The organism is Methanofollis ethanolicus (assembly GCF_001571385.1).
Lineage (GTDB): Archaea > Halobacteriota > Methanomicrobia > Methanomicrobiales > Methanofollaceae > Methanofollis > Methanofollis ethanolicus.
Map to the genome: position 1 here is coordinate 1,696,220 of NZ_BCNW01000001.1, position 21,333 is coordinate 1,717,552.

Here is a 21,333-nt window from a genome sequence, read left to right on the forward strand (position 1 = left end):
ATATATGAATTTTGCGCTGACGGGAGCGGCAGAGATGTCCGCCGACCGGAAGTCTTATGTAGGGACATCGCCAGGCCAGAACAATGAGCTCCGGAACAGTTGAGGCAACATCTCATCTGATAGGCGAGCTGATCCTCTGTGCGGTCGTCATGACCGCCGCTGTCCTCCTCATTATCTATTGCCTGGGTTTCTCCTTTTCTTTCTCGATCTCTGAGGACCCGTGCATCTTCGAGATCATCGACATCGCCCACGTCGATGACGAAAAACCGTATACGATGAACTATGACAGCCGCGTCTCCCTCTGGTACAACCCCCGTCCCCCTCCCGAGGACGCGGGGGACGCGGCCATGAAAGAGTTCTGGAAACGCCTCGGCGTCCATACGACCGAACCCGACAGGACACGCTATTATGTCAAAAACGATATGTATCCCACATTTTTCAAAAACGGCCAGAAGGTCGAGGCCCGCATCCTGACGATGGAGGCGCACGAGTTCATACAGACCCATCACACCGGCACCCAGTATATGACAGGCACAGGGAGCCAGTGGTGCCCGAACGGTCGGATCATCATCGACTTCGCCAACGGCACCTTCCGTCCCGGCGACGTGGTGCGGGTCGAGATCCGCGACACCCGGACAGGTGCGCTCATCTCTGCCGATACGTATACTGCATAGCGGCGCGGGCGGCGAGGCGGGCGACCCGCAGGGGTTCTGGGATCTTCCCGTCGCGGGTGAAGGCATCGACGACTCTCCCCGCGTCCGCCGTCTCGATCCCCGCCGACCGCAGGTAGACGGTGTACCCGGTGCCAAGGCGGAGGGGGACGCGAGGGCCGAGGCGGCTGTACGCCTCCATCCTCTCTGCATCGCCCGGGAAGTGAGCGGCGATATCATCTTCAAGACCGTCCGAGTCCTCGTACGTGACCACGACGACGGGGAGCCCCGTCGCACGGCTGACCACGTCGGGGTCGATGATATTGTACCAGGCGATGACGCACCCGGAGAGGAGGACACAGTTGATATCCTCCCGTTCCAATCCTTGAAATAGGGAGATCACGGCAGCGGTCCCGTCCACGCCGCCGACCGTCACCTCGCCGAACCCGAAGCCGTCGACCACGCCGTCCCTGCGCATCACGACGCCGGCAAGCGTGGACCTCTCCCGCCCCCGGAAACTCTCGGCGATACCGAGGGCACGCAGCCCCGTCTTCGCCATGTGCATGGAAGCACTTATGACGATGGCTTTTTAAATAGTATGGCAATGGAGATCGAGAAGGACCAGGTGTGCATCTTCATTCCCACCCTGAACGAGGCGCCGACCATAGAAGGCCTGGTCAGGGAGTTTCAAGAAAGGGGATATCACCGGATTCTGGTGGCTGACGGGCACAGTACCGACGGCACACCGGAGATTGCGCGGAAAGCCGGGGCAGAAGTCATCTTCCAGACTGAAAAGGGAAAAGGAAACGCGATCATCGAAGCAGCCGCGATCATCGATCTCCCCTATGTCCTCATGCTCGACGGGGACGGCACGTACCTCCCCGACGACGCCGAGAAGATGCTCTCTCCCCTCGTCTCCGGTTTCGACCACGTGATCGGCGACCGTCTCGCCTACCCGGAGAAAGGCGCCTTAACCCGCCTGAACCTCGTCGGGAACTATATCATCAACTATTTCTTCAAGGTCGCCCACGGCCGCGACCTCCATGACATCCTCTCCGGCTACCGCGCCTTCACCCTCTCCTCCCTGCGGCAGATGGACCTCCAGGAGGCGGGGTTCGAGATCGAGACCGAGATGGCGGTGCAGGCGGTAAAATTCGACCAGCAGGTCGCGGTGGTCCCTGTCCACTACCTGATGCGGCCGGGGACGCCGACCAAACTCAATCCCGTCCAGGACGGGTTCAGGATTCTCTCGGCAATCTTCCGTTTCGCCCGCCTTAATAATCCCCTCTTCTATTTCGGGATGATAGGGCTCCTGCTCACCTTTATCGGCGGGTGCATGGGGGTCTATGTCTTCCTCGAATGGCTCAAAGACATCGAGCACCTCCCGATGACCATCCTCACGGTGCTCTTCATCGTCGTCGGCATCGAGATCTTCATGTTCGGCGTGATCAGCGACCTGATCCTCGCCTTCCACCGCGAGGTGATCCGGGAGGTCCAGAGGCTGCAGCCGCCTCAGCCGCCGAAGAGACGGGAGTGAGTGAGTCGGCCTCCCCCTCTATCTCGGTCTCGTCAGTTCAATCTCCATCAGCCCTCTTTTTTTGATCCCCTGCCGCTTCATGCTCCGATTCTCATAAAAACAATAGCGGATCATTTATCTTTCCCTCGGGTATATCCTCCACCTCATTGCAGAAGGCTTATGAGAGAATCCCGTCCCCCTCACGGAAAAAATTCAGATGGTGAACCGTCGAAAGGTCCGCAGATGAGCGATGTAATTATTCAGGCCCTCGAAAAAGTGGAGAACAGCGGGAAGACGCACACGAAGGAGATCTAAGAGGGGAAAGGTCAGTACCCAAATCGCCTCTCATATGCAGTGTGGTCCAGCCACTCGATGATCACCACGATCGTCTCGCCGTCGCTGGCCACCGTATAGATCAGGCGCCACGAGTCGTTCTGGTTATACTTCCAGAGGTTCTGTGGCGACGAGTGGTGCCGTCGTCATGAAGGTGATAGAGGGGGAGGTGACAGAGGGCGGTTCGTCCCGACCGTGCCGGTGATAGGTGCCCTGCGATCAGGTCGGGGAGATCATCACGCCTCATCACGCATTATCTCAGTGGCCCCTTTGTCTCCCGGGACAGGACATAGTGCGTGTCCCGCCGCGACGTGCCCCGCCGTTCAAGAATATGCTTTGTGACCATCTCATTCAGGTCTCTCAGTGCGGTTCGGGCGGCGACGGTGTTGAGTTTCTGATACTGAGTGTTGGTTATGGTGCCATGCTCCTTGAGGAAGGAAACGGCTGCGATCTGTCGGTCGTTCAGACGGAGTTCCTGTAGATATCCATCGGTGAAGAGATTCATGCGCATGGTGAGCGTGAAACCGAGGGGCGTACTGACAATCTCAGGCGTTGGCAGTTTTCCCTCCTCCAGGGCCCGGATGATCCGTTCGATCCCCGACCCGTAACGCTCCACGAGGCCAGCACGGTAGAAGACATCGGTGATCAACGGGTTGCGGAGATAGGAATAGTGTTCCCTGAGGATCATCTCGATGGTGACGCCCTCGGGAAGGCGACCGGGGTTGTGGAAGCGGATGGCATCGTCGAAGATCCTGACCTGCGTCTGGACGGTGTTGTTGAAGTAGTCCCGGTGGATGAGGGCGTTGAGCAGGGCCTCGCGGATCGCCGGGAGAGGGTATTCCCAGACCTCCTTCCGCTGAAAGGACTCCTGCATCGCCTCCTCTGAGATGTCGTAGCGGACGCCGATTGTAGTTCTTGATGATCCTCTCTGCCTCCTCGAACTGGACAAAGAGGTTGCCCCTGATCTCGTGGTCGCCGATGATGATGATGTCGGCCCGCCTGAACCTGCCGATTCTGATGATGGTGTTCGGGAAATATGTCTGCGGGTCTTTGCCGAAGAGGACGATGGCACCGTTGGTGATGCGGCCGTCCCTGATGAGGCCGAGACGGCGGAGGACGGTGTCGGCAAATCCCGACACTTTTCCGAAGGTGCTCCGCAAGTATTTCCAGCAACCGTAATGCCAGAGAAAAAAGAAAACAACGCAAGCGGAAAGCCAGAAGAAATGTAACATTCTGGAAAATAGAGATTTGATTAATATTTATTATATTACTATCCGGAACACTCAATAGATACAAGATATGGAGAAAAATTCAGATAATCACAAAATGATTGACCAAGTGTCATGTACCAATCTTCTTCGCGAAACCACCCTTGTGATACTGAATTTCGAATAAGACTCTCTTTGTCGATGCCCAGATGTTTCGCAATCTCAGTAAGAGCATCATGTGGATCCATACGCTCAATATCATCTTTGTATTTTGAAAGTTGTCTATTTTTCTCAAAAGATTTAGCAACAAGGCTTTTTTCGAAACTCTGTGGTATAAATATAAAATGAAACTGGAATGAATGACGAGAATCCTGCTTTGAAGTAAGAGTGATCGTGCAATTATCTTCGTTCTTATCAAAATCTACATTGTTCATATTTTTAGCCCGTATAATCTCAGATATTGTATCGTAATAATTTCCTAGGAGAAACCTATGATTGGAACCATCAGAATCCTTGAGAACAACGTAGTGTAGATTAAGGGGAGTAAAAGCAGCAAAGTATTCTCGAATAATTTTTGGGATATATTTGCTAATCAAATCATGCCCATTGTCCGAAAGGATAATACAAGGTTTTCCATCACGGCAACCCCATCTATAATACCTACTAAAACTCTTAAAATCACTATGCAGGCGGATTGGCAACACAGCATACTCTATTTTCAAGATTTCATCCAGAAACCAAGAGTCATATCTTCCTTCACAGAGAATAGGGCGAATCATGATTAAACACCCCGAAGATCTGCATTAATAGTCTCTATATCATCCAAGGCTTCACTCCCAGAGATGACTTCTGCTTCACTCGCGTGTATGTCAGTTCTGTTATGCATTTTTATGACTTGGACAGTATCAAGACATTCTATATTATTTGCCGATTCTAACAAACTCTCAATTAGATCTTCAGAATGAGTTGAAATAAAAAATTGTGTATTTTTTGAACAAAAAAGAATAGAATCAGCTAACATTTCGATGTAACCAGGATGAAGAGATACCTCTGGTTCTTCAAGAACAATTACTCCATTTTTGGCTAGAACACTTAAATATACTATTTTTAGTATCGATTTGAGCCCATCTCCCATTGAAGATAGTGGGATTGTCCGATCATATCCGTTTAGAGAAACGAACATGCCTTCATCAGTCTTACGAATATCTTCAATATAGGGAATCTTTGAAATAAGCCAATCCTGTGATTCAGACATCAGATTTCTTCGAACAACTTCATCATGCAAATCCTCCACTTTTCGCGCATTACCACTCGATCCAATATCACTCACAAAATTGGCTTTATTGGAATTACTCGAATGAACCGTGAATACTCCATCATCTCCGTAGAAATACCTTAAAAATTCGAAGACTTCTTCTCTTCGTAGAAGGTATCTTGGTTTTTCTGGGCCTAAAGCAACATACAGATAATCAAGAGCATTATTCGAAAAGCCAGATATCACAATCTTATTTTTGTTATACATATATGATTCAAACTTTTCTTGTAATAGCCCAATATAATCCGCCAATGTTTGATCAACGTATTCATTATTTTCATCTATATCGTATAATCTCGATTGAATGTCAGATGGAATCATCCCATCAAGTGTTATTTGTTTTGCCTTTGGAGATGACCTAAAATAATATTTTCTCTCCTCATTGTAGCGAGATTTATATCTTGCAAGGGTATCTGGTTGACTAAGGTATTCATGTATTTTTTGGGAGAAAAAATTCTGGATCATTGTTCCAGTCTCATCTTTTGGGTATCCAGAAGAATATAATTCTACGAACATCTTACTATCGCCATATGCAATCTGTATTGACTGATTTAAACCACGAATAAGATATTCTATCGAATATTTTTGGATAATCTCATTTAACACAGAAACACCAAGGGAGTCTTTGCACTTGTTTCTCCCTGAAATTAACAGAGCAACTGCTTCAAGAATAGAAGATTTGCCACTATTGTTTGGGCCAACAAAAATATTCACGGCTTTGGGTTGAAAGGATATTTCATTCAATGCTCGATAATTTTTAATAGAGATCTCTTGAAGTCCATCCATACTAAAAGGAATGTTGTACTGGTTTCATTTCTACCTTCCGATATGAAGGGGAACATATTGTATCTCCACATCTTTTTTAATTAACGAGCCCATTTTGTGTTAGTAATCTGATCACAGAACCCAGAGATCGCTCCTGAACATAAGGTACTGATACCGACGGGTGACCTGCCTGATCTCCGCATTCAAGGAAAACTCAGTTCAGATTGTGGGAAGAACGGAGATCCCCTATCCTCCCTCAATAAACAAGGGGGATACTCCAATCCCTCCCAAAAAACAGCTTAAAAACTCCCTTTCCCCCACAACCCCGCGTACAACAAAACCCGGCACGAGTACTCCGCGAGCGACGTGTAGAGATATGCCTCGTCGAGACTCTTCCCCGCCGCGAAGGTGCCGTGGCCGCGGGCGATGACCAGGTGGGCGTCCTTCAGCGCCGCCGCCACATTGTCGGCGAGTTCCTGCGTCCCGGGCGCCCCGCCGACGACCGCGATCTCCGGGCAGAGCATCTCCCCCTCGCTGTCCATCGGGACGATCCTCTCGCAGGCGAGAGACGCCGCCACCGCATGGGCCGGGTGAGCGTGGACGACCGCCCGGTGGGGAGTCAGCCTGTAGACCGCCTGGTGCACCCTGTACTCGCTCGACGCCCCCGGCGGCGCCTCGCCCTCGCAGGGCACCAGCACCAGGTCGCCGGGATCGTCGAGGTACGACCCCGTCCTCGTGATCAGGAAATCGTCCTCCACTCTCCTGCTCATGTTCCCGAAATTTCCGCCGACAAGGCCCTCCGTAAAGAGCCTCTTTCCTATACGCACACAGTCTTCATCCTGCACTCGTCACACCGTCCTGCAACACAGAACTCCTTTGCATATTCGACGACCTGGCCATGGACACGCCCGTACAGTGCCGCGTCCTCGGGCAGCACCCTCTCGAAGGCCGCCTTGAGCGCACCATACGACCCCGTGACACCGATGCACCCGCAGATACGCTTCGTGTAGGCATCGACCACGAAGGACGGACGGGCGAACCCATAGCAGAGGATGCTGTCGGCCGTCTCCTCGCCGACACCATTGACGGCAAGGAGCGCCTCCCGCAAGGCAGGTGTCGGAAGACGGGACAGGCCCTCGATACCCCCCATCTCACACATCCGGCGGCACAACCTCTTCAGCCGCGCCGTCTTCACCCGGTAAAAACCGGTGCAGCGGACCGCCGCCTCGACCGTTGCCGTCTCCGCCCGGTCGACCCCCTCGACCGTGCAGACCCCCGCGTCCTTGAGGAGGGCGAGGGCGCGTTCGACATTCTCCCACCGCGTCTGCTGGGTGAGCACCGCACCGATGACCACCTCGTCCGCGGATGCGTCCCACCAGACGATCTCGCCATAGCGTGCAGCAAGAAAACCGAGCAGGGCCCGGACTCGTTCGTCCTGATCCATGGAAAGAAAAATGGTGAAAGTATCCCTTACTCTTCGATCAGGGGCTTGAGGATATCCTCAAGGACATCGGCACGGGTGACGCCCTCGATTTTCTGGAGGACAATGCCGTCCTTCTCGATGATAAGGGTCGGTACAACACGGATCTGGTACTTCATCGCCTCTTCCATGTTCTGGTCGACATCGATCGTCCTGATCTCGACCAGATCGCCCATCTTCTCCTTGAGGTCTTCAAGGATCGGCGTCTGCATCTTGCACGGCCCGCACCATGTCGCAAAAAAGTCAGTCAATACCGGTTTGCTCATACTATCCCTCTTTCTGCATGATCATCGATCAGAGATAATAAAATGCTTTCGAGCGTCTCTGCGTCGGTGACCTTCTCAAACCTCCCGACCACTTTTCCCCCCGCCTCGATGACGATCGTCGGAACGGTCACCAGCCTGTAGGCAGATATCAGGTCGCGCCTCTCCGCGACATCGATCATCCTCACCTCCACCCTGTCGCCGAGCCTTTCGGCAAGGGCCTCCACGATGGCGGTCTGCTCCCGGCAGGGTTCGCACCACGCGGAGAAGAAATCGATCAGCACCGGTTTACCCATGCCGACGTATGGGGAAAAAAGAGGGGAAAGAGTTTCCGGTTATTTCGAGAGGATCGCCATGATGATCTTGCCGTATGCAGGCCGGGTGACCAGCACGCCGATGAGCACGCCAAGGATCGTGATGATGGCGAAACCGCGGAGAGTCGAGAGGTCCATCAGGGCGAGGGGCAGCATCGCGAAGACGACAGTCCCTGCGGAGACGACAATGATCCCGAGGGCCCGCGAGAGCCTCTTCAGGTAGACGCTCGACGACGGCACCCGGCCCTCGTGGAGCACCTCGTCGGTGATCACGACGAGCTGGTCGATGCCCGTACCCATCACGGCGATGATACCCGCGATCGATGCCAGGTCAAGCTGCTGGACAAACCGTGCGATGCCGAGCAGGATGATGATCTCGGCGAGGTTTGTTGCGACCATGGGGAGCACGATGCTCGGCTCGCGGTACCGGTAGTAGACCACGACACCGACGACGATCAGGGCGGCGATCGCGGCCAGGATACAGAGGATCTTGTAGTAGTCGCCGAGGGTTGCCGAGACAGATCCCGACCCTGCGACAGTCACGTCCACAGGCAGGGCACCGGCCCGCAGGTGGATCTCAAGGTTCTCTGCTTCCTGCAGGCCCTCGTCGCCGACGCCGGTGGAGGCGCTGAGGCTGCGGATCGGCCCGGCCTTCAGCTGCGAGGCGAGTTCAGCGGACAGGGGCGCCGAGTACACCGTATTGTTGTCCAGGAGCATGACCAGTTCATGGTTCTGCGGGTCGTTCACCGCATTCGAGGAGATGGCGCCCTGTCTGAAGGCATCCGCACCCTCGGGGCTGAGCGTGAAGCCAACGCCCCACATACCCTGCTGGTCCTTTGTCGGCACGTTGACGCTCGTGATCACGTCGCCGAAGATCACGTGCTCGGTCTGGTTTCCGGTCGTCTGAACGCGGATCTCGAACTTGCCCTGCTGGCCGACGATCTCGTTCGCCGTCTTCATGTCGACGCCGGCGAGTTCAACACGCACATAGCGGGTGATGCCGTTGAGACCGGTGAGGATGTTCACCCGTGCATCCTTGGTGCCGAGGCTGTTCACCTTCTCGTCAAGAGTCCGCTTCACGAGTTCGGCGGTGTCCTTGGAGACGCCAGGGTTCACGGTAACGATGGTCGCCCCGGCCTTCGTGAAGACGGGCTCAAGCTGCTCACGTGTGAACGCCTTCCGAACCTCGACCTGATCCGCCGAGATCGGGATCACCTCGGTGTCCAGTTCCGTGCCCAGAGTGTCTGCAAGTTTGTTGATATCGATGCCCGGTTCGACTGTGACCACTTCGGCCTGGAACTCCATCTGGAGCCAGGAACCCTCCTGGAGGTCGAGGCCGTACTGGAGGTTGGTCGTGAATTTTCCGTCCTCGAAGTGTGGACCGATGGCGATGATCGAGAGGATGACCAGGGCCACCATGAGGACGATCCTCCAATCGGTATAGAGTTTTCTGAGCGTATCGCTGTTCATGCGTGCCTCCCGTTCCGTGTTACGTATGCCCTGAGGATGCCGACGTTGAGCACCCAGGTGTTCATCAGGTCCACAAAGAGGCCGACGAGAAGGACGGCCGAGATCTGGGCGATGACCTCAACGCCGCCGAAGGCCGTGACCGCGAACATCGCCGCGACCGCGGCCATTGTCGTCGTGGTCATGATGATGCCGGTCCTGTAGGCCCCGGCGAACTTGTCCTCCGTCTTCCCCTGCCTCTTGAGGACTCGGGTCGTAAGAAGGATGTCGCTGTCCACCGAGTAACCGATGAGCATCAGCAGGGCCGCCGTCGTTGAGAGGGTGAGAGGAATGCCGATGAGGCTCATGATCGCCGCTGTGATCGCGATGTCCGAGAATGCCGAGATGACAACGGCCACGGAGGGGACGAGGTTCCTGAACGCGATGAAGACCACGAACGCCATCCCGATGAAGGAGAAGATCAGGGCGATGAAGGCCTGCTGCTGGAGGGTGCTCCCGAAGGCCTCGCCGATCTGGTCGATCTTTGCGTCAGGATAGCGTTCCAGGACCTTTTCGTTGAGCGCCTGCGCCTGGTCGTCGTCCATGGGGCCGAACCTGACGTACTTGCCGCCGTCAAGCCCCTCACCGACATCAGTCAGGGGGAATCCTGCGAAATATTCCTTAATCTCATCAATACTGTCGTCGGTGATGACGGTGACGGCAGTGCCGCCTGCAAAGTCGATGCCGGGAGTTAACGGCATCCCTGTGCTCAGCCAGTTAAAAGTAAGGAGGCCGAGCGCCAGAAGAAGCAGAACGAGTGGTATCACTACCATCTGCTTTGGCGGGTATTTGTTGACATCGTAGGTGACAAACCCCATAGGTATATAGTCTGCCGTAGAAGGGATTAATATTTGGATATCCCCCCCTGTATTGCGTCTTTTTGGAGGGGAATAACGTCTCGACCCATTCATTCGCGGGAGGCTTTTTTCCTGATACCACGGCCGGGAGAGTCTGAAATAAAATAGTAAGATTAATATGGAGACCAATACCACACACCACTATGCGGTCGCCGGCCGACATCAAGAAGGAGATCGAGGCCCGCCTGAAGACATATCTTTCACGAGACAATACAGGCATCAGGCATGAAGTTCTTGCCTTTTTCGTCAGGATCAGGTCGACGACGATCCCCGATCTCTATGCGCTGCTCTCCCGGACCTTTACGGTCAGTTATCATTCCATCGCCTCGATGGTGGGGATCATCGCCTCGCGCATCGGAGTCCTGCGTGTGCGACGTGACCCGGAGAGCCCGAACGCCGTCTACGAGATCAAGGACGATTACATCGGCATGGTCACCCGCCTCCTCGACAGCGGATAGGCGGGGGATCACAACAGTTTTACCCTTTCCTGCATTGACGTATAAGGGATGATAAGGACCGGGAAAGAACCCTCTGCCCCGAGGATAAAAGTCTCGGAAGAGGTTCTGTCATATGTTCAAAAGCGAGGCTGCGATTTCAGGGTGTGTACGTCCTGCGGGGGCCCGATTTTGCTTCCGATCTCGGTCAAGCCCCAGAAAGCCACAGACGTGGCAGTGAAGGCAGGGCGCCACTGGATCTATATCTCCATGTACCAGGCGCCGTACCTTGACACCATCGACCTCGGCCTTGTGCCGGCCTACGACCTGGAGTGAGGATGTCGTTCGAGGAACTTCCCCATCAGGCAGATGTGCGGGTGCGGGTGCGGGCAGAGGACTGCAACGCCCTCTTTGCCGAGGCCGCCAGGGCAATGTTCTCCATCATGTACGTCACCTGCGACGAGGGAGAGATCGAGCGGAGCATCACGGTCACGTCCGACGACATCCCGTCCCTGATGATCGACTTTCTCTCCGAACTCCTCTTCGTCTCGGAAGTGGACAGGGTCGTCTTCTCCTCCTTCGATGTCTCCATAACAGGCACGAGCCTTACGGTAACGGCCAGGGGAGAACCCTTCGCCCGGGAGAAACACCAGGGCGGTATGGAGGTCAAGGGGGTATCCTATTCAGGGTTGACGATCTTCAGGGACGGGGAAGAGTTTTGTAGCGAGATACTCTTTGATGTGTGAGGTAGTCGGAAATGCTTGAAGGGATCGAGAAGATCAGCGAGGTCGAATGGGAGGTGCCGGTCGGTTATGTCCCGGGGATGCGGGTACCCGGCCGGTTCTTCCTCTCCGAAGACCTATCGGAGACGCTGGAAGCGGGGGCGGTCCAGCAGCTCGCCAATGTCGCCACGCTCCCGGGCGTCGTCAGATATTCCCTTGCCATGCCCGACATCCACTCGGGTTACGGCTTTCCCATCGGGGGTGTCGCCGCCTTTGAAGAGGACACGGGCGTCGTCTCGCCGGGCGGGGTCGGCTACGATATCAACTGCGGCGTCCGCCTGATCACGACGCCTCTCACCGTCGCCGACATCACAAACCCGCGGGCCCTGATCGAGGAACTCTTCAGGACGGTGCCGACAGGCGTCGGTGCCGAGAGCACGATGCGCCTCTCCGAGGCCGACCTCGACGACCTGATGGCCGACGGGGTGGAGTGGGCGATAGACCACGGTCTCGGCATGGAGTCCGACATCGTCCACTGCGAAGAGCAGGGGAAGATGAAGCAGGCGAACCCGGCCGCGGTGAGCAAGAAGGCCCGTCAGAGGGGGAGGCCGCAGGCCGGTACCCTCGGCTCGGGCAACCACTTCCTGGAAGTGCAGGCGGTGGACGCGGTCTTCGACCCCGAGGCGGCAAAGGCCTTCGGTCTTGCGACCGGCCAGATCTGCTGCATGGTCCACTGCGGGTCGCGGGGCCTCGGCCACCAGGTCTGCACCGACCACCTGCGGGTCCTCGAGTCGGCGACCCGGAAGTACGGGATCGAGATCCCGGATCGGCAACTCGCCTGCGCCCCTGTCCACTCCCCCGAAGGGGAGGCGTACTTCGGGGCGATGGCCGCCGCAGCGAACTATGCCTGGGTGAACAGGCAGGTGATCACCCACCAGGTACGCACCGTCTTCGCACGCCTCTTCGGGATCGCCTATGAGGAGATGCCCCTGGTCTACGACGTCGCCCACAATGTCGCCAAGATGGAGGAGCACGCCGCCTACGGGAAGAGGCGGACCCTCTGCGTCCACAGAAAGGGCGCCACCCGCGCCTTCGGCCCCGGTCTCCACGACGTGCCGCAGGTCTACCGTGCGGTCGGCCAGCCGGTGATCATCCCGGGCAGCATGGGCAGTTCCTCTTATGTCCTCCATGGCACGGCGACGGCGATGGAGAGGACCTTCGGGAGCACCTGCCACGGTGCCGGCCGGGTCATGAGCCGCACAAAGGCCAAGCACGCCACGCCTGGCAGGCAGGTCAGGGAACAACTCCTGAAGCAGGGGATCATCGTCAGGGCGACGAGCGACGCCTCGATCGCCGAAGAAGCCCCTGACGCGTACAAGGAGAGCGACAAGGTCGTCGACGTCGTCCGCCTGGCAGGGCTCTCCCTTCCGGTGGTCAGGCTCCACCCGGTCGGGGTGATCAAGGGGTGACGGCAAAGGCGGCAATCCTCTGGGACGAACCAGGTACCTTCAACAGGTTCGTCAACGAGTGTTGCGGGGTCAGCTGCGACCCCATCAACCAGCTGCTCGTGGCGTCTCCCTTCTACCGCGGGCGGTACGTCGCCCTGATCGTGCCGACCGGGTTTGCGAACCCCCGGTACTCCCGTCTTCTCCCGGCACTCCGCGCTGCGTCCGGTCGGATCCGCACCTTCGTCGAGAACGGCGGTCACCTCCTGATCTTCGGCGCCATGGACGAGCGGCCGGGGGCTTACGACTGGCTCCCCTTCAGGGTGGAGTACAGGCACGACTTTGGGCAGAGGAAACTCGTCTTCCCTGCCGAGAGCGAGTACGCCGCGATCGTCGAGGACTACGACACTGATGCCGTCGAGACAGACGGCGTCTTCCCTGATGCCGACGCGGACGTGATCGCCGCAACACCCGAAGGGGAGGCGGTCGTCCTTGCAAAGCAGATAGGAAAGGGAGTGGTCGTCGTCACCAGCATCCATGAGTATCCCTCTGCCCGGTTTGTCGGTACCTTCTGTACCGCGGAAAGAGAAACCTTATTTTAGAAGAGTGTAATGGAGAGTACAGGTGGAATAATGGACCAGTATATCATTTCCGCTTCATCCACGACAGACGACCTCACGCCGGTGGTGATGGCGGTCCATCTCCTTCTCAACAGGCTGCCGATAACGGCACGGTCACGGAATGCACCAGGGCTGCGTGTCGAGGAGGGGAGGGTGGTCGACGGTCACTATACCGGTCCGCTCCTCGAAGCCGCCATTGCAGAAAACAGACTGAAAAAAGATGTGCCGCCGTCAGGCCCCTATAGAGGGGTGCCTGTCGTCGTCGCACCGGTGCGCGACAGCGCCGGCGAGGCGATTGGTGCGATCGGCGTCGTCGACATCACCGGGATCTTCGACCTCGCGACCCTGATGGAGCACCAGTCCGCGATCCTGCAGCAGGTCTGCGGAAAAGACCCCTGTCCTCTCCCTACAGAAGCGATCCCCGCAAAAAGGTAATAGCCATGAACGATGTTACTGAGAAGGTTCTAAAGATACTCGAATCGGCCGAAGACCCCATCACCGCTGAACAGATCAGCGAGTCCCTCGATATACCCGGTTCGTCGGTCGCACACCATATCAAAAGCCTGCGCGAGGCAGGACACGACATCGAGTTCTCCCGGGGGTCAGGCTATCTCCTTGTCAGGGGAGGGGGGGCGATCACCTCCGAGGAGATCGGAAAGACGCTCAAGACCGCGGTGATGGGCCGGGAGATCAGGTACCATGAGAGTGTCGGCTCGACAAACTGGGCGGCCCGGAAGCTCTGCACTGAAGGGGACCCTGCCGCCCTCCACGGCACCCTGGTCGTCGCCGGAGAACAGACCGGCGGTTTCGGGAGGATGGGCCGCGCCTGGGTCTCGCCAAAGGGTGGCATCTGGGCGAGCCTCATCCTGAAACCGACGATACCGGTTCACTCCCTCTTCCTGATCACGATGGCCGCGTCCCTTGCGATCGCCCGGGCGATCAGGCGGAAGTACGACCTCGGGGCCCTGATCAAGTGGCCGAACGACGTATATATCGGCGACAAAAAGGTGGCCGGGCTCCTCGTCGAACTCTCGACCGAGGGGGAGACTGTCAACTACTGTCTCCTCGGCATCGGCATCGACGCCAACGTGGATATCAGCGACCTCCCCCCTGACCTCCAGAAGACGGTCACGTCTGTCATGGCAGAACTCGGACACGAGGTCGACCGGGCGTCCCTGCTCACGACTGTCCTCAAGGAGTTCGAGAGCAGGTACCAGATCCTGGAGAGCGGCGAATACGACCCGATCATCAGGGAGTGGAAGAGCCTTTCCCGCACCCTGGACAACCGCGTCTCGATCAGGACGATGCGAAAGACCTTCGAGGGCATCGCCATCGACATCGACCAGCACGGCGCCCTGATCATCAGGCGGGACAACGGGCGGATCGAGAAGGTCGTTGCAGGCGACTGCATGCACCTCTGAGGGCGGGCGATGTACGGCAGCGAAGAGCGCTCCCGCATTATCGCAGAGTCTGCCGGCTTTGTCGCCCTGATAGCCGCGGGTTCGTGGGTCTCCATTCCCTTCGTCCCTGTGCCCCTCACCCTCCAGACCTTCTTCGTCCTCCTCTCCGGAGCGGTGATGAAGAGATGGGCGGTGGTGCCCGCGGCCCTGTACCTTCTCCTCGGCCTTCTCGGCCTGCCGATCTTCCACAATGGCACGGCTGGCATCGGCGTCCTGATGGGGCCGACCGGGGGTTTCATCGTCGGCTTCATCGCCGCGGCCCTCGTCGCGGGCCTGGCGTACGAGAGAGACGCCGAGATTGTCAGGATCGCCGGCCTTGCCGCCGCCTCGATTGCGATCTACCTCTTCGGGGTCTCCTGGCTTGCATATTCGACCGGCATGGGACTTGTGGCCGCAACTCTCGTCGGGATGGTGCCCTTCCTCCCCGGCGACGCTGTCAAGACGGCGGCCGCGTATATCGTCGCACGAAGACTGGCATGATCGAGATCGACGGCCTCGTCCACGGCATCCTCACCATCCCCTCCCTCCGGGTCGACGAGGGGCACACCGCCCTCATCGGCCCGAACGGGAGCGGCAAATCAACTTTTCTCTCTCTTCTTTCCGGCATCGCCGTCCCTCTCTACGGCCGGATCGGCATCGACGGCCGCCCGCCGCGGCTGGTCGACGTCGGGTGGGTCTCTGAGTTTCCCGACCAGAGCATCCTCTTCACCCGCGTTGATGACGAGATCGCGAGTCCCTCCCGTTTCGCCGGCCTCCCCTGCAAGGAGGTGGAGACGCGGGTGGAGGCGGCCGCACGCCTGGTCGGCATCGAAGACCTCCTCCCCCGCACGGTCAGGGAACTCTCCGGGGGCGAACGGGCCCTGGTGGCCCTCGCGACTGCCCTCTCGACAGATCCGGAGGTGCTCGTCCTCGACGAGTTCGACTCCCATCTCGACGGCGAGACGGCGGAGGTCGTCGAGGAGGCGCTGGCCAGGTGCCGGTGCCGGTACTCTGTCCGTTGCACGCAGGACATGGCCGCCGCCGCACGGGCCGACACCGTGCTGTACCTGGAAAAAGGGCGGGTCGGCGAGATAGGCACGCCCGCCGACGTCTTCGCCGCCCGCGAAGAGACCTGCTTCTACCCCCCCCTCTGGAGGACCGCCCATGGACGTCAGGCTTGAGGGCGTCATCTTTAACCGCGGCGCCTTCACCCTCTCCTGCTCGGGCGTCTTCGGCGAGGGCGTCCATCTCATCAGCGGCAGGGTGGGGAGCGGGAAGACGACCTTCGCCCTCCTCCTCGCGGGTCTTGTGACGCCATCGGCGGGGACGATCATCAGGGATGGCATCGCCTCCCTCACTCTCTCCTTCCAGAATCCCGAATACCATGTCACCGAGGCGACGGTCGAGGACGAGGTCCTCTCCTACGGCGCCGACCCGGTAGAGGTCACGGCCCTCTGCGGCCTCGAAGACCGCCGGGGGGACGACCCCTTCGCCCTCTCCCGCGGCGAACTCAAGCGCCTCCACCTCGCCTGCGTCCTCGCCGGGAAGCACGACCTCCTTGTCCTGGACGAACCCTTCAGTTCTCTCGACTGCGTCCAGAAAGGGCGCCTGTGCAGGGAACTGGAGGAGAGGGACGGCGGCGTCACCGTCATCTTCACCCACGAGAAACAGGTGCTGCCGCGGGCAGACTATCTCTGGGAGGTCGAGGAGGGAGAGGTCGTCTGTCTCGGCAGGGTGCCGGACGCCATCCCGGCATGGCGGCACGCACCGCCGTACCTCAGGTACGCCATCGACGCCGGCGTGGTGCCGGAGAACATCAGGTTCAGGGACACGGTGGAGGCGCTATGCAGGACACACGACTGAGACTCTTCTGCATCTTCGCCCTCTCCATCGCGGCCTTCCACTCGGTGCACGGCGCGGCCCTCGTCTTTCTCTGGTGGGTGGTATTCAGCAGGAGGCGCGCCTCCCTCCCGCCGCGGACCGCAGGGGCCGTCGTCCTCCTCACCCTCGGCATCACCGCGGCCGCGACCGAGGTCACCGCAGGTGGCGGCCTCGCCTACTTTTTCCGCCTGGCCGCGGTCTTTCTCATCGCGTTCTGGGCGTACCGCGAACGCGTCCCTGGCGAACTCCTCGGCGCCGGTGCCTCCCTCTTCGGGAAAAAGTGGGGCTTCGACATCGGCCTCGCCGGAGAGATGGGAATGGAGGCACTCGCTTCCCTGGAGGGTGACATCACACGGATGAGAATGGCACTGCGACTGAAAGGGAAGGGCCGCGGCATCAGGGCCGTCGTCCCCCTCGGCCTCGGCCTCCTCCACGCACAGATGCAGAGGTCAACAGACCGCGCCTCCCTCCTCGCCGTGCGCGGCTACACCGGTGGGGGGTCAGTCTGCCCTGTTTTTACCCGGACGAGAGCAGACAAATGCGCCGCTGCTCTTGCCGGAATTATCGTAATTCTCTCGTATGTACCTCTTAGTGATGTATTTATATGATCAGATTGAAAAATTGAGAGGCTTGAGGATATTTAAGAGCCCCGAGGTATTCAGATGAGTGCTGCCAGTTCTAAAAGGGTATATATCACCGATACGACGCTCAGGGATGCCCATCAGTCGCTCATCGCCACCCGCATGAGAACGGAGGACATGATCCCTCTGGCTCGGAAGATGGATGATGTGGGCTTTTTCTCCCTGGAGGCCTGGGGGGGTGCGACCTTCGACAGCTGCATCCGCTTTCTCAACGACGATCCCTGGGACCGTCTGAGAGACCTGAAGGCCGAACTTACGAAGACGCCGATCCAGATGCTGCTGCGGGGGCAGAACCTGGTGGGCTACCGCCACTACCCCGACGATGTCGTGGAGCGTTTTGTCGATGCCGCATATAAGAATGGTGTCGATATCTTCCGCGTCTTCGACGCCTTAAATGATATCAGGAATATGGAGAAGGCCTTCACCAGCGTGAAGGCGGCAGGCGCACACCTGCAGGGGACAATTTCCTACACGACAAGTCCGGTGCACACCACGGCCACCTTCATCGACATGGCCGAGGAGATGGCGGCGCGTGACTGCGACTCCATCTGCATCAAGGACATGGCCGGGCTGATCATGCCCGAGGCCGCCCGGGAACTCATCGCGGGGATCAAGGAGAGGGTCGATATCCCGGTCTGCCTCCACTCCCACTCGACGAGCGGGATCGCGTCGATGAGTTACCAGGCGGCGATCGAGGCGGGCGTCGACATCCTTGACACGGCGATGTCGCCCTTCGCCCTCGGCACCTCGCAGCCCCCGACGGAGAGCGTGGTCGCCTCCCTCAGGGGCACGGCGCGGGACACCGGCATCGACCTGCACGCCCTTCGTGGAGTGCGGGACCTCTGTGTCGGCCTCAGGGAGAAGTACGGCGGCCTCCTCGACCCGATCTCCGAGCGGGTGGACAGCGACGTCCTCATCTACCAGTTGCCCGGCGGCATGATCTCGAACCTGGTCTCCCAGTTGAAGGAGCAGGACGCCCTCAACCGCATGGAGGAGGTACTCGCCGAACTGCCGAAGGTGCGGGCAGACCTCGGCTATCCTCCCCTCGTCACCCCGACCAGCCAGATCGTGGGGACGCAGGCTGTCCTGAACGTCCTGATGGGCAAGGAAAGATACTCCAATGTCACGAAGGAGGTCAAGGACTATGTCCGCGGCCTGTACGGCCGGTCGCCGGCGCCGATCTCCCCCGAGATCAGGACTCTGATCATCGGCGACGAGGACGTGATCACAGGCCGGCCCGCCGACCTCCTGGAACCCGCCTACGAGAAGATGCGGGAGCAGGCGGTGAAGGAGGGGCTCGTGCGGAAGGAGGAGGACGTCCTCACCTACATCATGTACCCGGCAATCGCCCCGTCCTTCCTGAAGGGCGAGAGAAAGCCCGAGGCGATCCCGCAGAAGGCGACGGCTGCAGCAAGCGCCGCCGACATCCCGGGCTTCATGGAGGTCGAGGTCGACGGCGAGATCTTCTCCGTGCGGATCCTCTCTGTCGAGGGGAGTGCGGTCGAGTCGGCCGCACCCTCTGCCGGTAAGGAGATCCCGCGGGGCGAGATCGCCGGCGGCATCAAGTCCAATATGCAGGGCATGGTCCTTGAGATGCGGGTCTCCGCAGGCGCCGAGGTGCGGAAGGGCGACGTCCTCCTGGTCCTCGAAGCGATGAAGATGGAGAACCCGATCTACGCCCCTGCCGACGGCAAGGTCACCGAGATCTTCGTGGATGCAGGAGACGTCGTCCAGAACGGGGACGTCCTGATGGTGGTCGAATAAACTCCCCTCTGTGTGGTCACATGAGATATTTTGAGAAGGTGCTCATCGCAAACAGGGGCGAGATCGCCATCAGGGTGATGCGGGCCTGCCGCGAACTCGGGATCGAGACGGTCGCGATCTACTCGGCCCCCGACAAAAACGCCCTCCATGTGAAGTACGCGGACGAGGCCTTCTTTGTCGGCGAGGCCCCGCCGCAGAAGAGTTACCTGAACATGGAGAGGATCGCCGAGATCGCGAAGATGTCGGGAGCGGAGGCGGTCCACCCTGGCTACGGGTTCCTGGCAGAGAACGCGAAGTTTGCAAAACTCGTCGAGGACGAGGGTCTCACCTACATCGGCCCGTCCTGGAAGACCATCGAGATGATGGGCTCGAAGATCGAGAGCAAGCAGACGATGCAGGCGGCGGGCGTGCCCGTCCTGCCCGGCACGCCGGGCGGGATCACGAGTCTCGACGAGGCGGCGAAGGTCGCGGAGGAGATCGGCTATCCGGTGATTGTGAAGGCGAGCGCGGGCGGCGGCGGTATCGGGATGCATGTCGTCAATTCGCCTGACGAGCTGGAAGAGGCGATCGCGGGGAGCATGCGGATCGCGGGGTCGGCCTTCGGCGACCCGACGGTCTTTATCGAGAAGTATCTCACGAAGCCCCGCCACATCGAGTTCCAGGTGCTCGCGGACAGGTACGGGAAGACTCTCCACCTGTACGACCGTGAGTGCTCGATCCAGCGCCGTCACCAGAAACTGGTGGAGGAGGCGCCCTGCCCGATCATGACGGACGAGCTGCGGGAGAGGATGGCGGCCTCGGCGGTGACTGTCGCAAAGACGTCCCATTACAAGAACGCGGGCACGGTGGAGTTCCTGTACTCGGACGGGGACTACTACTTCATGGAGATGAACACCCGTCTCCAGGTGGAGCACACGATCACCGAGATGATCACCGGGATCGACATCGTGAAGCAGCAGATCGCGGTCGCTGCGGGGCAGGACCTCTCCTTCGACCAGGAGGATGTCTCGATCCGGGGGCACGCGATCGAGTGCCGGATCAATGCCGAAGATCCCCTGAACAACTTCCAGGCCGACCCGGGCAAGATCGTCCGGTACCGCTCGCCAGGCGGCCCGGGGATCAGGGTGGACTCGGGGATCCACATGGGCTACACGATCCCGCCGAACTACGACTCAATGATCTCGAAGCTCTGCGCCCACGGCCAGACGAGGATGGAGGCGATCGAGAGGATGCGCAGGGCGATCTACGAGTACGTGATCCTGGGGGTGAAGACGACCCTGCCCCTCCACCACGCGATCATGCACAACCGGGAGTTCGCGCTCGGCAACACGCACACCCACTTCCTCCAGGAGGAGCATATCGCCCAGAGTCTTCGGCGGTACCTGCGCGAGGAGGAAACCCGCATGCAGACCCTCGCGGACTCTCTGCGGCAGGGGAAGGAGACGGCGGCGATCTCCGCCGCGGTCAACGTCTACATCAACCAGATGAGGCGGAGATAACCCTGCCCCACAATAACCTTTATTAACCAATCCATCATTGTTATACTGCACTTAGGTGCAAACACTCGTGCTGCGGTGGCCTAGTTGGTTAGGGCGCCAGACTCATAGGGTTTTGAGCAAAAACGAAGCGCCCAGATCTGAGATATCTGGAGGTCGGGGGTTCGGATCCCCCTCGCAGCACTCTTTTGGGATGTTTGAGTTCCAATTTTGAATTGCGACTTTTAAAAGGCTCCATTTGATACCTTGACGCACGCCCTTGACCAGAGCAGGCATGACGGCGATGTCCGGGACTCTGCCATGTACTGCGGTGACCTCGTCCTCATGAACCTCAGGACCGGCGACAATGCGGCGGCATATATGTACGCCTCAGATCTTGTCCTGTATCTCAAAGGGGACATTCAGGCCTCTGCCCGCGACCTCGCCGACCAGATCAGGGTCAGGGTCGAGAACCAGATCCCCGCGGTCCCGGAGGAGATCCTGAAAAAAGCGGAGTTCATCGTCCACAGGATACACTATGGGGAGAACGACACTTTTTGAGAATACGTTTTGGGATATGATCCCAACAGATCTGCACATGTTTTCATACCACAGATGCAATAAAAAACGAGATTGCAGGCCCCTACAAATCCCCCACGCCGAGCAAACACCTTCTGAGGGAGGTGGTCAGTCCGAGGACCGAAC

Annotated in this window: 27 protein-coding genes and 1 tRNA gene; 18 read left to right on the plus strand and 10 right to left on the minus strand. The window is 58.5% G+C overall.

Features of this window, described 5'->3' with window-relative positions; genetic code table 11:
- Positions 1-83 precede the first annotated feature (83 nt).
- Complete coding sequence (locus MEFOE_RS08340) at positions 84-674, plus strand: hypothetical protein (RefSeq protein WP_067050946.1); 591 nt, start codon at positions 84-86, stop codon at positions 672-674.
- On the opposite strand, the gene MEFOE_RS08345 is transcribed toward MEFOE_RS08340, so the two are convergent.
- Positions 646-1,215: an endonuclease dU gene (locus MEFOE_RS08345; RefSeq protein ID WP_067050949.1), complete on the minus strand. Its 570-nt coding sequence runs from the start codon at positions 1,213-1,215 to the stop codon at positions 646-648. The two genes, MEFOE_RS08340 and MEFOE_RS08345, sit on opposite strands and share 29 nt — an antisense overlap.
- Before the next feature lie 39 nt (positions 1,216-1,254).
- On the opposite strand from MEFOE_RS08345, the gene aglJ reads away from it, so the two are divergent.
- Positions 1,255-2,187, plus strand: a complete 933-nt coding sequence (aglJ, locus tag MEFOE_RS08350) for an S-layer glycoprotein N-glycosyltransferase AglJ (protein WP_067050952.1) — start codon at positions 1,255-1,257, stop codon at positions 2,185-2,187.
- Between the two features lie 565 nt (positions 2,188-2,752).
- Here the strand turns inward: aglJ and MEFOE_RS08355 are convergent.
- Entirely contained in the window at positions 2,753-3,373 is a 621-nt protein-coding gene (locus MEFOE_RS08355) for an ATP-binding protein (protein ID WP_067050955.1), read from the minus strand.
- Between the two features lie 94 nt (positions 3,374-3,467).
- Between MEFOE_RS08355 and MEFOE_RS08360 the strand changes: the two genes are divergently transcribed.
- A complete protein-coding gene (locus tag MEFOE_RS08360) occupies positions 3,468-3,728 on the plus strand; it encodes a hypothetical protein (protein WP_160329518.1) in 261 nt (86 codons plus the stop codon).
- A 41-nt stretch (positions 3,729-3,769) separates the two neighbouring features.
- On the opposite strand, the gene MEFOE_RS13745 is transcribed toward MEFOE_RS08360, so the two are convergent.
- The 8 genes from MEFOE_RS13745 to MEFOE_RS08390 all read right to left on the minus strand — a co-directional run bounded on the left by MEFOE_RS13745 (position 3,770) and on the right by MEFOE_RS08390 (position 10,168).
- The gene (locus MEFOE_RS13745) at positions 3,770-4,486 is read right to left on the minus strand and encodes a hypothetical protein (RefSeq protein WP_153015911.1); all 717 of its coding nucleotides are present in this window, start codon (positions 4,484-4,486) and stop codon (positions 3,770-3,772) included.
- Between the two features lie 2 nt (positions 4,487-4,488).
- The gene (locus MEFOE_RS13390; protein ID WP_083523395.1) at positions 4,489-5,808 is read right to left on the minus strand and encodes an AAA family ATPase; all 1,320 of its coding nucleotides are present in this window, start codon (positions 5,806-5,808) and stop codon (positions 4,489-4,491) included.
- A gap of 278 nt (positions 5,809-6,086) precedes the next feature.
- Positions 6,087-6,632, minus strand: a complete 546-nt coding sequence (locus MEFOE_RS08365; RefSeq protein ID WP_067050961.1) for an aldolase — start codon at positions 6,630-6,632, stop codon at positions 6,087-6,089.
- Positions 6,605-7,231, minus strand: coding sequence for an endonuclease III domain-containing protein (locus tag MEFOE_RS08370; protein ID WP_067050963.1), 627 nt, complete (start codon positions 7,229-7,231; stop codon positions 6,605-6,607). The genes MEFOE_RS08365 and MEFOE_RS08370 overlap by 28 nt, the downstream gene beginning before the upstream one ends.
- Before the next feature lie 26 nt (positions 7,232-7,257).
- Positions 7,258-7,533, minus strand: a complete 276-nt coding sequence (locus MEFOE_RS08375) for a thioredoxin family protein (RefSeq protein WP_067050967.1) — start codon at positions 7,531-7,533, stop codon at positions 7,258-7,260.
- Positions 7,530-7,826 (minus strand): thioredoxin family protein, encoded by a 297-nt coding sequence (locus MEFOE_RS08380; protein ID WP_067050970.1) that lies wholly within the window; start codon positions 7,824-7,826, stop codon positions 7,530-7,532. The genes MEFOE_RS08375 and MEFOE_RS08380 overlap by 4 nt, the downstream gene beginning before the upstream one ends.
- Positions 7,827-7,865: 39 nt before the next feature.
- The gene (locus MEFOE_RS08385) at positions 7,866-9,314 is read right to left on the minus strand and encodes a preprotein translocase subunit SecD (RefSeq protein WP_067050973.1); all 1,449 of its coding nucleotides are present in this window, start codon (positions 9,312-9,314) and stop codon (positions 7,866-7,868) included.
- Positions 9,311-10,168 carry a protein translocase subunit SecF gene (locus MEFOE_RS08390; protein ID WP_067050976.1) on the minus strand — a complete coding sequence of 286 codons (858 nt, stop codon included), beginning with the start codon at positions 10,166-10,168 and terminating at the stop codon, positions 9,311-9,313. The genes MEFOE_RS08385 and MEFOE_RS08390 overlap by 4 nt, the downstream gene beginning before the upstream one ends.
- A gap of 182 nt (positions 10,169-10,350) precedes the next feature.
- Between MEFOE_RS08390 and MEFOE_RS08395 the strand changes: the two genes are divergently transcribed.
- The 15 genes from MEFOE_RS08395 (at position 10,351) to MEFOE_RS08465 (ending at position 21,189) form a co-directional block, all read left to right on the plus strand.
- Complete coding sequence (locus tag MEFOE_RS08395; protein WP_067050980.1) at positions 10,351-10,665, plus strand: DUF2551 domain-containing protein; 315 nt, start codon at positions 10,351-10,353, stop codon at positions 10,663-10,665.
- A 168-nt stretch (positions 10,666-10,833) separates the two neighbouring features.
- On the plus strand, positions 10,834-10,977 hold the full coding sequence (locus tag MEFOE_RS14695; protein ID WP_328585448.1) for a hypothetical protein: 144 nt from the start codon (positions 10,834-10,836) through the stop codon (positions 10,975-10,977).
- Positions 10,978-10,979: 2 nt separating this feature from the next.
- Entirely contained in the window at positions 10,980-11,387 is a 408-nt protein-coding gene (locus MEFOE_RS08405; protein ID WP_067050985.1) for an archease, read from the plus strand.
- An 11-nt stretch (positions 11,388-11,398) separates the two neighbouring features.
- Positions 11,399-12,832: an RtcB family protein gene (locus MEFOE_RS08410; RefSeq protein ID WP_067050988.1), complete on the plus strand. Its 1,434-nt coding sequence runs from the start codon at positions 11,399-11,401 to the stop codon at positions 12,830-12,832.
- Entirely contained in the window at positions 12,829-13,410 is a 582-nt protein-coding gene (locus MEFOE_RS08415) for a hypothetical protein (protein WP_067050991.1), read from the plus strand. Before MEFOE_RS08410 ends, MEFOE_RS08415 begins: the two co-directional genes overlap by 4 nt.
- A gap of 30 nt (positions 13,411-13,440) precedes the next feature.
- Positions 13,441-13,863, plus strand: a complete 423-nt coding sequence (locus MEFOE_RS08420; RefSeq protein ID WP_067050994.1) for a DUF2111 domain-containing protein — start codon at positions 13,441-13,443, stop codon at positions 13,861-13,863.
- A 5-nt stretch (positions 13,864-13,868) separates the two neighbouring features.
- A complete protein-coding gene (locus tag MEFOE_RS08425) occupies positions 13,869-14,849 on the plus strand; it encodes a biotin--[acetyl-CoA-carboxylase] ligase (protein WP_067050997.1) in 981 nt (326 codons plus the stop codon).
- A 9-nt stretch (positions 14,850-14,858) separates the two neighbouring features.
- Positions 14,859-15,368 carry a biotin transporter BioY gene (locus MEFOE_RS08430; protein ID WP_067051000.1) on the plus strand — a complete coding sequence of 170 codons (510 nt, stop codon included), beginning with the start codon at positions 14,859-14,861 and terminating at the stop codon, positions 15,366-15,368.
- Positions 15,365-16,048, plus strand: coding sequence for an energy-coupling factor ABC transporter ATP-binding protein (locus tag MEFOE_RS08435; RefSeq protein WP_067051002.1), 684 nt, complete (start codon positions 15,365-15,367; stop codon positions 16,046-16,048). Before MEFOE_RS08430 ends, MEFOE_RS08435 begins: the two co-directional genes overlap by 4 nt.
- Positions 16,032-16,730 (plus strand): ATP-binding cassette domain-containing protein, encoded by a 699-nt coding sequence (locus MEFOE_RS08440; RefSeq protein ID WP_067051006.1) that lies wholly within the window; start codon positions 16,032-16,034, stop codon positions 16,728-16,730. The genes MEFOE_RS08435 and MEFOE_RS08440 overlap by 17 nt, the downstream gene beginning before the upstream one ends.
- Entirely contained in the window at positions 16,712-17,356 is a 645-nt protein-coding gene (locus MEFOE_RS08445; RefSeq protein WP_067051010.1) for a hypothetical protein, read from the plus strand. Before MEFOE_RS08440 ends, MEFOE_RS08445 begins: the two co-directional genes overlap by 19 nt.
- Before the next feature lie 54 nt (positions 17,357-17,410).
- Positions 17,411-19,153, plus strand: coding sequence for a sodium-extruding oxaloacetate decarboxylase subunit alpha (oadA, locus tag MEFOE_RS08450; protein WP_067051013.1), 1,743 nt, complete (start codon positions 17,411-17,413; stop codon positions 19,151-19,153).
- Between the two features lie 20 nt (positions 19,154-19,173).
- Positions 19,174-20,652 (plus strand): acetyl-CoA carboxylase biotin carboxylase subunit, encoded by a 1,479-nt coding sequence (locus tag MEFOE_RS08455; RefSeq protein ID WP_067051015.1) that lies wholly within the window; start codon positions 19,174-19,176, stop codon positions 20,650-20,652.
- A gap of 69 nt (positions 20,653-20,721) precedes the next feature.
- Positions 20,722-20,832: transfer RNA gene (locus MEFOE_RS08460), tRNA-Met, on the plus strand.
- 63 nt (positions 20,833-20,895) lie between these two features.
- Complete coding sequence (locus MEFOE_RS08465) at positions 20,896-21,189, plus strand: hypothetical protein (protein ID WP_067051018.1); 294 nt, start codon at positions 20,896-20,898, stop codon at positions 21,187-21,189.
- The last annotated feature ends 144 nt before the right edge of the window (positions 21,190-21,333 follow it).